Here is a 12,944-nt window from a genome sequence, read left to right as displayed (position 1 = left end):
GCGAAAAAGGGGATATCCATGAGCCGGAAGAGACCGACCATCGCCGATTTGCGTGCCATCAAGGGCAAGCGGCAGCTCACCATGCTGCGCGTCACCACGATGGAGGAAGCCGAGGCGGCCGAGAAGGCCGGCATCGACATCGTGTCGATCACGCCTGAACTCATCCTCAATCCCGCTTATCGCGAGGTCGCGCCCAGCCTGTTTTCCATGCCCGGCGAGAATTTTTACGAGATCGGCACGGCCGACGATTTCGTGCGCTGGTCGTTCAAAATGGTGAAGGCCAGCGCCGACGCCGTCTATTGCAGCGCCAGCTACGCCACCATCAAGCGCATGGCCGACGAGGCGATCCCGGTGATCGGCCATGTCGGGCTGATCCCGTCGCGGCGGACCTGGACCGGCGGCTTCAGGGCGGTCGGCAAGACCGCCGACAGCGCCATGGAAATCTTCGAGGCGGTCAGGCAGCTCGAAGCCGCAGGCGCCTTCGGGGCGGAAATCGAGGTGGTTCCCATCGAGGTCGCCGAGGCGATCTCCAAGCGCACGTCGCTGTTCCTTCTTTCCATGGGGGCGGGGACCGGCTGCGACGCGCAATATCTGTTCGCCGAGGATATCCTCGGCGCCAATCGCGGCCACATGCCGCGCCATTCGAAGGTCTACCGCAACTTCGCCGCAGAATACGACCGGCTGCAGCAGGAGCGCATCGCGGCTTTCAGGGAATATGTCGCCGACGTCGAGAGCCGGGCCTATCCGGAAGAAAAGCACATCGTGCGCATGCCGCCGGACGAGCTGAAAGCCTTCCTCGACCGGCTCGGTTCCTGACCCTTATAGATCGGTCCAGGCCCCGTCCTTCGCTTGCGAGCCGACGGCGGCGGCCACGAACCTGACGCCGCGCGCGCCGTCATCGACGTTCGGCACCAGGGCGGCGTGGGCGGCGTCGATTTCCTGTCCACGGCGATGGGCGCCGATGAGGGCAGCGGCGTCGCGGTAAAGGTTGGCGAAGGCCTCGATGTAGCCTTCCGGGTGCGCCGCCGGCATGCGCGAGACGCGCCGGCTTTCATCGAAGGAACCGGCGCCGCCGCGCGTGATGGTGCGCGGCTCCTCGCCATAGGGCGTGAAGCGCAATTCCTCCGGCCTCGTCCCGCACCATTCCAGTCCGGCCTTGTCGCCGTAGACGCGCACCGACAGGTCGTTGTCGTGGCCGGGCGAGGTCTGGCTGGCGAGGATCGTGCCGCGCGCGCCGCCGCTCCAGCGCACCAGCACATGGGCGTTGTCGTCGAGTCGGCGGCCGGGAACGGCGGTGAAGAGATCGGCCGCCACCGCCTCGGCGTCGCGGCCGGAGATGAAGCAGGCGAGGTTGAAGGCATGCACGCCGATATCGGCCAGAACGGCGGACTGGCCGGCGCGCGCCGGATCGGTGCGCCATTCGGCCTGCTTCTGGCCCTCCGCGTCGATCGGTTTCGTCAGCCAGTCCTGGATGTAGGAGCCATGGATCGACACCAGCCGCCCGAGCGCGCCGGCGGCGACCATCTCGCGCGCCTGCCGTACCATTGCATAGCCGGTGTTGTTGAGCGTGACGACGAACTTGCGCTTCAGCCGCGCCGTCAACGCCACCAGTGCCTCGGCGTCCGCTACAGTGGTCGAGAGCGGCTTGTCGCAGATGACGTCGATGCCGGCTTCGAGGAAGGTGGTGGCGACCGGCGCGTGCAGGTGGTTGGGCGTGACGATGACGACGGCCTCGATGCCGTCGGGCCGTGCCGCCTCGACGCGCGCCATCTCACGATAATCGGCATAGGCGCGGTCCGGCGCGATGCCGAGTTCGGCGGCCGAGGCCGCCGCATTGGCCGGGTCGGAGGAGAGCGCGCCGGCCACCAGCGCGATGCGATCGTCAAGCCGCATGGCGTAGCGGTGAACGGCGCCGATGAAAGCCCCCTGGCCGCCGCCGACCATGCCGACCCTCAGCCGCTCGTTGCCCGTTCCGTCAGCCGTCGCGTAGACCATCGCGTCTCTCCTTGCGTTTCAGGAAGGAATACACGGGCGACGGCGGTTTTCGAAGTGAATTTCTATTTTTCAAATTATGAAATGGCCCTATCATCGGCACCGACATCGGTCGCAGACGGAGGCCTGCAGGCGCGGCCTACGGGGAGGAAGATCATGCCGGCATTCGCCTTCGACACCGCGCGGCAAGGGGGCTGATGCCGATGCCGCCGCGCAAGCCCGCGACTTCCGACATCCGGCCGGCGCGAACGGCTGGTGGCAAGAGCGGCGGCAAGCCGAACCGCACCGCACTCGGCTACACCAAGCCGAAAACCTATGAGGACCTGCGCGCGGTGCTATCCTCCGGTACCATCCATTTTCCCAAGCGACTGCGTCAGGTGGCGATCTTCCTGTGGCAGCATCCGGGCAACGTCGCGCTGGGCACGATCAGCCAGGTGGCGGAACAGGCCGGCGTGCAGCCCTCGACGCTCGTGCGCTTCGCCCAGATCTTCGGCTATGCCGGCTTTTCCGATTTCCAGGACCTGTTCAAGCAGCACATGAAGGGCTCTTGGCCGAGGGACCGACTGCATGGCGAGGGACCGGCGGACGGCGACGAAAACCTGCATTTCGTCAACGGCCTCGTCGCGGCCTCGCAGGCCTCGCTCGGTCGCGTCGGCGAAGGTTTCGACGCCGCCGGATTCCGGCGGATGATCGAACTCCTCGCCGGGGCGGACCTCATCTATGTCGTCGGCAGCAAGCGCGCCTTTCCCGTCACCGCTTATGTCTCGCTCGCTTTGTCACAGCAGGGCATACGCAACGTGCTGGTCGACAATGTCGGGTCGACCGCTTTCGACCAGATCAATTGCGCGCAGCCGACGGATGCCGTGCTCGCCGTCAGCTTCAGCCCGTACAATTCGATAACGCCCGACCTCGTCGCCTCGGCGCGCGAGCGCGACGCCCGCATCGCCTCCATCACCGACAGCACCTTCAGTCCGCTGGTGACCCTTTCGGACGTGTGGATCGAGGTCGTCGAATCCGATTTCGCCGGCTTCCGCTCGCTGGCCGCCACGCTCGCCGTCGGTATGGCGCTGGTCCATGGCGTCGCCGCCTACAGGCACAGCGAATCCGAAGCCGTCGATTGACGGTCGGGAAATGTCGTTCCATATTGAAAAAAATAGAAACCCAGTTCCGGGAGGGACGGTGGAAGCGCGGGTCGACGGCAAGGTGGCGCTGGTTACCGGCGCGACGCAGGGCATCGGCCGTGCCATCGCCGAAACGCTGGCGCGCTCGGGCTCTTCCGGCCTGCTTTTGACCGGACGCGACGCTGCGCGCGGCGAAGCCGTGGCCGCCGAAATAGGCTCCCTCGGCACGCCGGCCCGTTTCGTCGCCGGCGATCTCGCCGATCCCGCTTTGCCGCCGCTGCTCGTCGAAAAGTGTCTGGAGAGCTTTGACCGCATCGATGTGCTGGTCAATGTCGCCGCGCTCACCGACCGGGCGTCCTTCCTCGACGCGGACCCCGCCTTGTGGGACCGGCTGTTCAGCGTCAACGCGCGGGCTCCGTTCTTCCTGATGCAGGGCGCCATCCGGGCGATGCGCGAGCGAGGGCAGGGCGGCGCGATCGTCAACATCCTGTCGGTCAACACCCATTGCGGGGCGCCGGACCTCGCCGTCTATTCCGCCACCAAGGCAGCACTAGCCCTGCTCACGCGCAATGCCGCCAATGCTCACCGCTTCGACCGCATCCGCGTCAACGGCATCAATGTCGGCTGGACAGACACGCCGGGCGAACGGGCCATGCAGGCCGAGACGCTGGGGCAGGGCGAGGGCTGGCTGGAGAAAGCCAATGCGGCGCAGCCCTTCGGGCGGCTGCTGTCGGTGCAGGACGTCGCTAACCTCGCCGTCTTCCTCGCCAGCGATGCCGGTGGGCCGATGACCGGCTCGATCGTCGATCAGGAGCAATGGGTGGCGGGGTCGGGCCGATGAGCGCCATGCCCCCCGAACAGGCCGGCAGGCTTGGTCCATCTCTGCTCGACCGGCTGCCGCCGGTGGTCCGCCGTCCCGCCTACGACCGCTCGAAGCTGAAGCCCGGCATGGCGCATATCGGCGTCGGCGCGTTTCACCGCGGCCATCAGGCCGAATATACCGAGGACCTGCTGGAGGCGCGGTTCGGGCCGTGGGGCTCGATCGGCGTCAACGTCCGACCGCCGGCGCTTGCCGAAACGCTCGGCCGTCAGGGCGGCCTCTACACGCGCCTGATCCGCGAGGGCGACCGGATGGAGGCGCGCGTCGTCGGCAGTATCTGTGCTGTGGTCGACAGCGTTCAGGACAGCGCGCCGGCGCTCGCCGTGCTGGCGCGTCCCGACATCCATGCCGTCACGATGACGGTGACGGAAAAAGGCTATTGCCACCGCCCGTCCACCGGCGCGCTCGACCTCGGCCATCCCGATATCGCGCACGATCTCGCGCATCCGCAAAGCCCGCGCAGCCTGCCGGGCCTGCTGGTGCGGGCGCTGGAGCTACGCATGGCCTCGCACGGGCGGTCGCTGACGCTGCTCTCCTGCGACAACATTCCCGCCAACGGCGTCCTTCTCGGCACGGTGGTGCGCACGCTGGCCGAGCGCCGCGGCCATGCGCTGCTCAAATGGATCGACGCCAACGCCGCTTTTCCCTCCGCCATGGTCGACCGCATCGCGCCAGCCGTCACCGACGCCGACCGCGACCAGGTCGAGCGCGAGTTCGGCTATCGCGACGAAGCCGTCGCCGTCGGCGAGCCGTTCCGCCAATGGGTCATCGAAAACCGCTTTGCCGGGCCGATGCCGCAATGGGACCTCGCCGGCGCGACACTCGTCAGTGATGTCGAGCCGTTCGAGCATCTGAAGATGCGGGTGCTCAACGGTGCCCAGTCGGCGCTTTCCTATCTCGGGGTGCTCGCCGGCTACGAGCATACATGCGACGACATGGCCGATCCGCTGCTGGTCGGTTTCGTACGGCGCATGCTGATGGAGGAAATCTTGCCGACCCTGCGGCCGGTGCCGGGCATCGACGCGGCGGCCTATGTCGAGCAGAGCTTGGCGCGGCTGCGCAACACCGCGATCCGTCACCGCAACCACCAGATCGCCACCGACGGTTCGCAGAAGATCGTCCAGCGCGTGCTCAATCCCATCCGCGAGCGGCTTGGCCGCGGGCAGGACGTCACCTTGCTCGCCGTTCCCGTCGCCGCCTGGATGGCCTATCTGGCGCGGGCGTCGGCGCGATTCGGCCGCCAGTGGCCGGTGGCGGATCCTTATGCCGGCCGCATCGCGGCGATCGCCGACCGCATCGGCGACGATGGAGCTGCCCTTGCTGGCGAAATCCTGTGCACCGACACGATTTTTGACCCCGCATTGGCGGCGGATCATGCTTTCCGGGCGAAAGTAGCGGCCCTCCTGCAAGGGTTTCTGGGGACAGACCCGCTCGGCTGCCTGCGGCGGCTGGCCGAAGGCGATTCAAGCCTTTCAAAATCGTCGCGAAAGCCACTATCGTAGGAACCGGGAGAAGGACATGAAGCTTGGGATACTGACCGCGCCGTTTCCGGATACGCCGCTGGCCGAGGTCGCGGCGTGGGCGGGTTCGGTCGGCTTCGAGGCGCTGGAGATCGCCTGCTGGCCGAAGTCGGCCGGTCCGAGCCGCCGCTATGCCGGCACCAGCCACATCGACGTCGCGGCGCTGTCGAAGGCCGAGGCGGGCGAGATCGTCGCTGCGCTCGGCGAAAAGCGGCAGGCGGTGTCGGCGCTCGGCTACTATCCGAACCCGCTGCATCCGGACGCCGACCATCGCGCCACGGTGATCGCGCACCTGAAGAAGGTGATCGAGGCGGCCGGCCTGATGGGCGTCGGCGTCGTCAACACCTTCTGCGGCGGCGATGCGCAAAAGACCGTCGACGACAACTGGCAGGAAGCGCTGAAGGTCTGGCCCGCCATCATCGCCCATGCACGCGACCATGGCGTGCGGCTCGCCTTCGAGAACTGCCCGATGATCTTTAGCCACGACGAATGGCCGGGCGGCCACAACATCGCCTATTCGCCCTACATCTGGCGCCGCATCATCGAGACATGGGACGGCGCCGTCGGCATGAACTTCGATCCCTCGCACCTGGTCTGGCAGATGATCGACCAGGCGCGCTTCATCGCCGAGTTCGGCGTGCATATGCTGCACGTCCACGCCAAGGACCTGATGATCGACCGCGACGGCCTCTATGAACGCGGCATCATGTCGGCCGGCATGGGCTGGCAGGTGCCGCGCATGCCGGGCCTGGGCGACGTGAACTGGAACACGATCTTCTCGGGCTTGTATCGCGCAGGCTATGACGGCCCCGTCGTCATCGAGCATGAGGACAGGCGGTTCGAGGGAAGCGACGAGGCGGTCAAGCGCGGGTTCCTTCTCGCCCGCGACGTGCTGCGGCCCTTCGTCAAGTGACGGTAACAACGACAATCCAACAGATATCCAAGCGGAGGAAAGGACATAAAATGCGTATTGTGAAATCCTTGGGCTGGCTGTCGCTGCTGGCCGGCACGGCGCTGATGGCGTCGGCTGCCGGGTCGATGGCGAAGGACAGCTACACGATCGGCATCTCCAACACCGTGCAGGGCAACGGCTGGCGCGAGGAGATGGTGTGCGCGATGAAGGCCGAGGCGCTGGCCTCCGGCAAGGTCACCAAGCTCAACATCGCCCACCGCAACACCGACGCGGCCGGGCAGCTGGAAGACATCCGCAACCTCATCAGCGCCGGCGTCGACGCCATCGTCGTCAATCCGTCCGATCCGTCCGGCGTCAATGCCGCGCTGAAGGAGGCGACCGACAAGGGCATCGTCGTCGTCGCCGTCGACCAGGGCGTGACCGAGCCTTCGGCCTACGTCATCTCCAACAACCAGGAGGAATACGGCTATCTCGGCGCCAAGTGGCTGTTCAAGCAGATGGGCGGCAAGGGCGACGTCGTCTACATGCGCGGCGCCGCCGGCGCTTCCGCCGACAGCGACCGCGACAAGGGCTTCAAGAAGGCGCTGGCCGAGTTCCCGGACGTGAAGGTCGTGCACGAGGTCTACACCGGCTGGCAGCAGGACCAGGCCAAGCAGCAGATCCTCGACTTCATTGCCACCGGCACGCCGTTCAACGGCATCTGGACGTCGGGCATCGACAACGTCATCGTCGACGCCTTGCAGGAATCGCAGACGCCGCTGGTGCCGGTCGTCGGCGCCGACAATGCCGGCTTCGTCGGCCAGCTTTCCTCGGTCGAGGGCCTGCAGGGCGCGGCCGTCACCAACCCCGGTTCGATCGGCGGCGCCGGCGTGACGCTGGCGCTGCAGATCCTCGACGGCAAGAAGCCGACCGACCAGACCGTTCTCGTCGAGCCGCAGATCTGGGACAACACCACCGACGAGGGCAAGGCCAAGCTGAAGGCCGCCGCCGATCCGTCGCTCAATCCGGAATGGCCGGTCTCGATCTCGATCCCGGACTGGACCACCTACACCAAGGAACAGATCGTGGCCTGCAAGGGGCCTGCCGACTGATCGTCTTATCCATCCGGGAAGCGGGCGGGGTGACGGGTTTCCCGTCACCCCGCATCCATCATAACAATGGCTGAGCAGATCGTGAGCACCCAGCCCGTCCTCGATGCCACCGGTGTCGCCAAGAATTATGGAGCCGTTGCCGCCTTGCGCAACGCTTCCCTCTCCGTCTTGCCGGGCGAAGTCCATGCGCTTATGGGGGCCAACGGCGCGGGAAAATCGACGCTGGTGAAGATCCTCACCGGCGCGGTTCGTCCGAGCGCGGGCGATATCCTCATACGCGGCAAGCCGCTCGACGTGCGCTCTCCCGCGCAGGCGCGTCGCGCCGGTCTGGTGCCGGTCTATCAGGAACCGGCGCTCATCCCCGATCTCGATATCGTCTCCAATCTCAGGCTGACGCGCACGCCTGTCGAGCCGTTCCGCAACTGGGTGCGCGAACTCGGTGTGCCCGACCTGGACCTTGATGACTTGGCGCGCGACGTTCCGCTGGCGATCCTGCGCGTGCTGGATCTTGCCCGGGCGCTGGCGGTGCAACCCGATGTGCTTTTGCTCGACGAAATGACGGCGGCGCTGCCGGCCAACCTCGCCGAAAGGGTGCTCGACGTGGTGCGCCGCCAGGCCGCAGCCGGCCGTTCGGTCATCTTCATCTCGCACCGTTTCGTCGAGATTTCCGCCCTGTGCGACCGCGCCACCGTGCTGCGCGACGGCGAGACGGTCGGCGTCGTCGACATCGAACCGGGCGTCGAGGAGAAGATCGTCGAGCTGATGCTGGGCGCCCGCGTCGACAGGAGCCGCCCGGTCCCGGCGTCGCAAGTCGCAGCCCGTCAGCCGGGAGAAAAGCCGCGCCTCAGCGTGCGCAACCTCAGCATCGGCACCAAGCTCAACGACGTTTCCTTCGACCTCTCCAACGGCGAGGTCGCGGGCGTCGTGGCGCTGGAAGGGCAGGGGCAGGACGAATTGTTCGGCGCCCTTGCCGGGTCGATCCGGCCCGCCGGCGGAACCATCGAAGTGGATGGCCGGGCGGTCCGGTTCGGCCATCCGGCCGACGCGATTCAAGCCGGCATCGCCTACGTGCCCGGCGACCGCGCCGAGGCGCTCCTGATGCAGCGTTCGGTGCGTGAGAACATCGCCCTGCCGTTCAGCGCGCGGCTGCGCAACTGGGGGCCGATCGGCTCGCAACGCGAGCGTGGCGCCGTCTCCAAAGCCATCGAACGGTTGCAGATCGACACGCGCGCCCAGGGCGAGGTGCAGCGGCTATCCGGCGGCAACCAGCAGAAGGTGACGATCGCGCGCTGGGTCGCGGCGGACGCCCGCACCATCCTGTGCTTCGATCCGACGCGGGGCATCGACGTCGGCACCAAGCAGGAAATCTACAAGCTGCTGAGGGAACTCGCCGGGCAGGGCAAGTCGATCCTCTTCTACACGTCGGAACTGGAGGAGGTGCGGCGTGTCTGCGACCGGGCGATCGTCATCTTCAGCGGCCGGGTGGTCGATATATTGCCCGTGGAGATCGCCGACGAAGCGGCGTTGACGCGGGCATCCTACGGTCTGCCGCGCGGGGCGGCGGCGGATGTCGGCATTCTCGCCGACGCCGCGCAGAAAGGGGCGGGTGCGCCGTGACTTCCTTTATCCGCCGTCAAAGCTGGGTCAGCGGTCTCTTCGCCCTGCTCGTCGTCCTTTTTATCCTGACCAGGATCATCCAGCCCGGCTACGGCTCGGGTGACTTCGGCTCTCTCGCCCGTGCGGCGCTGCCCTACGCCTTCGCCGTCGCGGCGCAGACCGTCGTCGTCATAGCCGGCGGCATCGACCTGTCGGTCGCCTCGCTGATGGCGCTGACCAGCGTCATCGCCGCGTCGATGATGAACGGCGCCAGCGAGGAATATGCGCTGTTCGTGGTGCCCTTCGTACTGGCGGTCGGCTTCCTGGTCGGCGCGCTGAACGGGCTACTGATCGTGGTGACGCGCGTGCCCGACATCGTGGTGACGCTGGCGACGCTGTTCATCCTGCAAGGGGCGGCGCTGATGGTGCTCGAGGCGCCGGGCGGTGCGGCGGCCGAATGGCTGAAAGCGTCCATCGTCGGCACCGTCGCTATCCCCGGCATTCCCGAAAGCGTCACCGCCTGGATACCGAAGGCGCTGGTCGTGTTGCTCGTGTGCCTCGGTCTCGTCTGGATTCCGTTGAAGCGCTCGGCGCTCGGCCTGTCGATCTACGCCATCGGCTCGAGCGAACTGGCTGCCTTCCGCAGCGGCGTGTCGGTGGCGCGCACCCGTATCGCCGCCTATGCCATCGGCGGCCTTTTCGGCGCCATGGGCGGGCTGTCGCTGACCATGAGTACCGGCATCGGCGCCCCCATCCCCGGCCCCTACCTGCTGGCCAGTGTGGCGGCGGTGGTGCTGGGCGGCGTTACCCTCGGGGGCGGCAAGGGCGGGCTCGTCGGGCCGATCGTGGCGGTGTTCATCCTCAGGCTCATGCGCACGGATCTCACCCTGCTCGCCATCGACCCCAATGTGACATCGATCGTGGAAGGAACCGTCATGGTGGCCGTCGTCATGCTCGGCGCCTTCCTCGCCATGCGGGAGCGCCGGCCATGAGCAGCGTCACTTCACCCACGCCGCAGGTGTCGCTCGGGCGCCGCGTCAAGCGCTTCATGAGCGACCAGCCGCTGGTGCCGCTCATCATCCTCCTGATCGCGCTGGTGATCGTGCTGCAAATCCTGCGGCCGGGCATCGTCAACGAGCGCTGGCTGGCCAATACGGTCAAGTTCTCCATTCCTCTGGCGCTGCTTGCAGGCTCGCAGACCATGACGATGCTGACGGGCGGCATCGACCTGTCGGTCAGCACCGTGGCCACCATGGCCGCCTTCATCATGGCCTCGCAGGCGGCGGCGCACGGCGCGCCCGTGGCGGTGCTGCTGGCGCTGCTGCCGGCCTTGCTGATCGGCATCGCCAACGGCATCGGCGCCGGTGTCTTCCGCGTCCATCCCCTGATCATGACGCTCGGCACCAGCCTGATCGGCGCCGGCTGCCTGCAGGTCTACCAGCGCACCGTCATCGCCACCGGCACGCGCATCCCCGACCTGTTCACCTGGCTGGGAACGGGCGTGACATGGGGCATCCCCAATGCGCTGGCGCTGTTCATCCCTGTCGCGGCGCTGATCCTGTTCATCCAGAAGCGCACCGGCTTCGGCAGACTGCTCTATGCTCTCGGCGACAACGAGAAGGCTGCCCGGCTGTCCGGCGCGCATTACTGGCAGGTCATCCTGGCGCTCTACGTCTTCTCGTCGCTGCTGGCGGGCGTCGCCGGCCTGCTCTATGTCGGCCTGATTCGGGCGCCCTCGTCGCTGTCGCTGGCCGAGCCGCTGCTTCTGCCTTCGGTGGCGGCCGCCGTCGTCGGCGGCACGTCGATCTTCGGCGGGCGCGGCGGCTATACCGGCACCATCGTCGGCGCGTTGATCCTGACGGTGCTCACCACCCTGCTGACGATTTTGCAAATGCCGGAGGGCGCGCGCCGCGTCCTGTTCGGCGCCATCATCCTGCTCGTCACCGCCGTCTACCTGCGCATCACCGAGGATCGCTGACGCCGTCCGCTCCGACGCTATCGCATAGGGAGCTCAACCCCCACTCCGATTTGCTTCGCAAACCACCTCTCCCCCGTTCGACGGGGGAGAGGAACTGCGGCTGCAAGGCGTGGCGCCCTTCCTCTACCCCACGAATGTGGGGGGAGAGGTGGCGCGCGAAGCGCGACGGAGTGGGGGACTACGCCATATGCCATAGCCCGGCGGCGGACCGGCAACGCTCAACCGGCGAGCAGCCTCTTCAGCTTGACGTCGGGCGCGGCGAGGGCGCCTGGGTCGGGCCGCGCGCCCTTGGCGATCAGCATTTCAGAGAGCCGGATGTCGCGCGCCACGGCGGTGTCGGGCCCGATGCCGCTTGCCGCGACGAGGCGCCCGTCCCCGGCGAGGTGGAACAGGATGAAGGCGTTTTCGCCAATGTCGCGCCGGGTACTGCTGTTCGCCTCGTCGGAAAGTCCTGCGATCTGCATGGTCAACTCGTACTGATCCGACCAGAACCACGGCACGGCGGAAACCGGCTCCTCGTGGCCGAGCATGTTCCTGGCGGCAAGTGCGCCTTGCTCCTGTGCGTTGCGCCAGGCTTCCAGTCGCACACGCCGCCCGCCATAGACGGCGAGAGGAAAGGAACAGCAGTCGCCAGCAGCGAAGATCGCTGGATCGGAGGTGCGCAGCATGGCGTCGACAGCGATGCCGTTCTCGATCCTCAGCCCCGCCGCCTCGGCCAGCCTGGTGTTGGGCACCGCACCGATGCCGATAACGGCGAGATCGGCGTCGATCACGCGGCCGTCAGACAAGGTCAGCTGCACCTTTTGGCCGTCGTCGTCGATCGCCGCGATACCGGCGCCGCACAGAATCTTCGCGCCGTGCGCTTCATGCGCCGCATGGACCACCGCTGCGATCTCGGCCGGCACGCCGCGCATGAGGATACGCGGCTGCGCCTCGATAACGGCGACGTCGGCGCCCAGCCGCCGTGCCGAGGCGGCCAATTCCAGCCCGATGAAGCCGCCGCCGACAACGGCGATGCGGCTTTCCGGCCTGAGGTGCCGGCGGATCGCCAGCGCGTCGTCGAACGTCCTGAGATAGACGCAGCGCCTGCCGAGCCCCGGCATCGGCAGCTTGCGCGGCGTGGAGCCGGTCGCGAACAGAAGTTTCTCGTAGGCAAGCTCGCTGCCATCGGCCAGTTTCACCAGCTTGGCTGCCCTGTCCACCGACGCGACCGTAACCGGGCGCAGGTGGGTGATGGCTTTATCCGCGAGGTCGGCCTCGCCGGCGATCGCCTTGACCGCCGGGGCATCCGCCACCATCGCGTCCTTCGACAGCGGCGGGCGTTCGTAGGGCAGATGAGGCTCGTCGCCGATCAGCGTCACCAGCCCGGCATAGCCGAGGTCGCGCAGCGCCAGCGCCGCGCGCCCGCCGCACTCCCCGGCGCCGATGATGACCATCCCCCCGTTCATGGATCTATCCTGTCTCGCAATTCCGGACGGAAAACCGGTTCCCACTTTTCCTGGAATTGCTCCTATCCGACCTGGATCAGCACCTTGCCGCCCTCGACCTTCACCGGATAGGTCTTCAGGTTGACGCAGACGGGCGCGCCCTTGGCCTCGCCGGTCTTGTAGTTGAAGCGGCCGTTGTGCTTCGGGCATTCGATGATGTCGTCCATCACCAGCCCGCCGGAGAGATGGACCTGTTCATGCGTGCACAGGCCGTCGGTGGCGAAATATTCGTCGTCCGGCGACCGGTAGATGGCGAAGGTATGTCCCGCATGGTCGAAGCGGATGACGTCCTCCTCGTCGATGTCGTCCGCGCCGCAGGCCTCGATCCATTCACTCACTTGCTCATCTCCCTGGGTGATATCTTTG

At 67.0% G+C, this 12,944-nt stretch carries 12 protein-coding genes; 9 read left to right on the top strand and 3 right to left on the bottom strand.

Annotated features, from left to right (window positions below; all coding sequences use genetic code 11):
- Positions 1-18: 18 nt before the first annotated feature.
- Complete coding sequence (locus FGU64_RS10400) at positions 19-816, top strand: 3-methyl-2-oxobutanoate hydroxymethyltransferase (RefSeq protein ID WP_139953222.1); 798 nt, start codon at positions 19-21, stop codon at positions 814-816.
- A 3-nt stretch (positions 817-819) separates the two neighbouring features.
- On the opposite strand, the gene FGU64_RS10395 is transcribed toward FGU64_RS10400, so the two are convergent.
- Positions 820-1,995 (bottom strand): Gfo/Idh/MocA family oxidoreductase, encoded by a 1,176-nt coding sequence (locus tag FGU64_RS10395; protein ID WP_139953220.1) that lies wholly within the window; start codon positions 1,993-1,995, stop codon positions 820-822.
- A gap of 200 nt (positions 1,996-2,195) precedes the next feature.
- Here FGU64_RS10395 and FGU64_RS10390 point away from each other — a divergent pair, with 200 nt between their 5' ends.
- The 8 genes from FGU64_RS10390 to FGU64_RS10355 all read left to right on the top strand — a co-directional run bounded on the left by FGU64_RS10390 (position 2,196) and on the right by FGU64_RS10355 (position 11,091).
- Positions 2,196-3,113: a MurR/RpiR family transcriptional regulator gene (locus FGU64_RS10390; RefSeq protein WP_139953218.1), complete on the top strand. Its 918-nt coding sequence runs from the start codon at positions 2,196-2,198 to the stop codon at positions 3,111-3,113.
- A 58-nt stretch (positions 3,114-3,171) separates the two neighbouring features.
- Positions 3,172-3,954: an SDR family oxidoreductase gene (locus FGU64_RS10385; RefSeq protein ID WP_139953216.1), complete on the top strand. Its 783-nt coding sequence runs from the start codon at positions 3,172-3,174 to the stop codon at positions 3,952-3,954.
- Positions 3,951-5,495: a mannitol dehydrogenase family protein gene (locus FGU64_RS10380; RefSeq protein WP_139953214.1), complete on the top strand. Its 1,545-nt coding sequence runs from the start codon at positions 3,951-3,953 to the stop codon at positions 5,493-5,495. The genes FGU64_RS10385 and FGU64_RS10380 overlap by 4 nt, the downstream gene beginning before the upstream one ends.
- Before the next feature lie 16 nt (positions 5,496-5,511).
- A complete protein-coding gene (locus tag FGU64_RS10375; RefSeq protein WP_139953212.1) occupies positions 5,512-6,426 on the top strand; it encodes a sugar phosphate isomerase/epimerase in 915 nt (304 codons plus the stop codon).
- Positions 6,427-6,476: 50 nt separating this feature from the next.
- Positions 6,477-7,517, top strand: coding sequence for an ABC transporter substrate-binding protein (locus tag FGU64_RS10370; protein WP_139953210.1), 1,041 nt, complete (start codon positions 6,477-6,479; stop codon positions 7,515-7,517).
- 81 nt (positions 7,518-7,598) lie between these two features.
- Positions 7,599-9,134, top strand: a complete 1,536-nt coding sequence (locus FGU64_RS10365; protein ID WP_139953208.1) for a sugar ABC transporter ATP-binding protein — start codon at positions 7,599-7,601, stop codon at positions 9,132-9,134.
- Complete coding sequence (locus FGU64_RS10360) at positions 9,131-10,105, top strand: ABC transporter permease (protein ID WP_139953206.1); 975 nt, start codon at positions 9,131-9,133, stop codon at positions 10,103-10,105. The genes FGU64_RS10365 and FGU64_RS10360 overlap by 4 nt, the downstream gene beginning before the upstream one ends.
- Complete coding sequence (locus FGU64_RS10355) at positions 10,102-11,091, top strand: ABC transporter permease (RefSeq protein WP_230978861.1); 990 nt, start codon at positions 10,102-10,104, stop codon at positions 11,089-11,091. Before FGU64_RS10360 ends, FGU64_RS10355 begins: the two co-directional genes overlap by 4 nt.
- A 218-nt stretch (positions 11,092-11,309) precedes the next feature.
- Here FGU64_RS10355 and FGU64_RS10350 read toward each other — a convergent pair whose 3' ends face one another.
- Complete coding sequence (locus FGU64_RS10350) at positions 11,310-12,539, bottom strand: FAD-dependent oxidoreductase (RefSeq protein ID WP_139953204.1); 1,230 nt, start codon at positions 12,537-12,539, stop codon at positions 11,310-11,312.
- 62 nt (positions 12,540-12,601) lie between these two features.
- The gene (locus FGU64_RS10345; protein WP_139953202.1) at positions 12,602-12,916 is read right to left on the bottom strand and encodes a MocE family 2Fe-2S type ferredoxin; all 315 of its coding nucleotides are present in this window, start codon (positions 12,914-12,916) and stop codon (positions 12,602-12,604) included.
- Positions 12,917-12,944 lie beyond the last annotated feature (28 nt).

This window comes from Mesorhizobium sp. 8 (assembly GCF_006351905.1).
In the GTDB taxonomy this organism is placed as follows: Bacteria; Pseudomonadota; Alphaproteobacteria; order Rhizobiales; family Rhizobiaceae; genus Mesorhizobium; species Mesorhizobium composti.
This window is presented reverse-complemented; position numbering and strand designations above follow the sequence as displayed.

Excerpts from the sequence above, each read along its gene's own strand:
- FGU64_RS10400 (WP_139953222.1), top strand. The coding sequence starts at position 19 with ATGAGCCGGAAGAGACCGACCATCGCCGATTTGCGTGCCATCAAGGGC.
- FGU64_RS10395 (WP_139953220.1), bottom strand. The coding sequence starts at position 1,995 with ATGGTCTACGCGACGGCTGACGGAACGGGCAACGAGCGGCTGAGGGTC.
- FGU64_RS10390 (WP_139953218.1), top strand. The coding sequence starts at position 2,196 with ATGCCGCCGCGCAAGCCCGCGACTTCCGACATCCGGCCGGCGCGAACG.
- FGU64_RS10380 (WP_139953214.1), top strand. The coding sequence starts at position 3,951 with ATGAGCGCCATGCCCCCCGAACAGGCCGGCAGGCTTGGTCCATCTCTG.
- FGU64_RS10375 (WP_139953212.1), top strand. The coding sequence starts at position 5,512 with ATGAAGCTTGGGATACTGACCGCGCCGTTTCCGGATACGCCGCTGGCC.
- FGU64_RS10370 (WP_139953210.1), top strand. The coding sequence starts at position 6,477 with ATGCGTATTGTGAAATCCTTGGGCTGGCTGTCGCTGCTGGCCGGCACG.
- FGU64_RS10355 (WP_230978861.1), top strand. The coding sequence starts at position 10,102 with ATGAGCAGCGTCACTTCACCCACGCCGCAGGTGTCGCTCGGGCGCCGC.
- FGU64_RS10350 (WP_139953204.1), bottom strand. The coding sequence starts at position 12,539 with ATGAACGGGGGGATGGTCATCATCGGCGCCGGGGAGTGCGGCGGGCGC.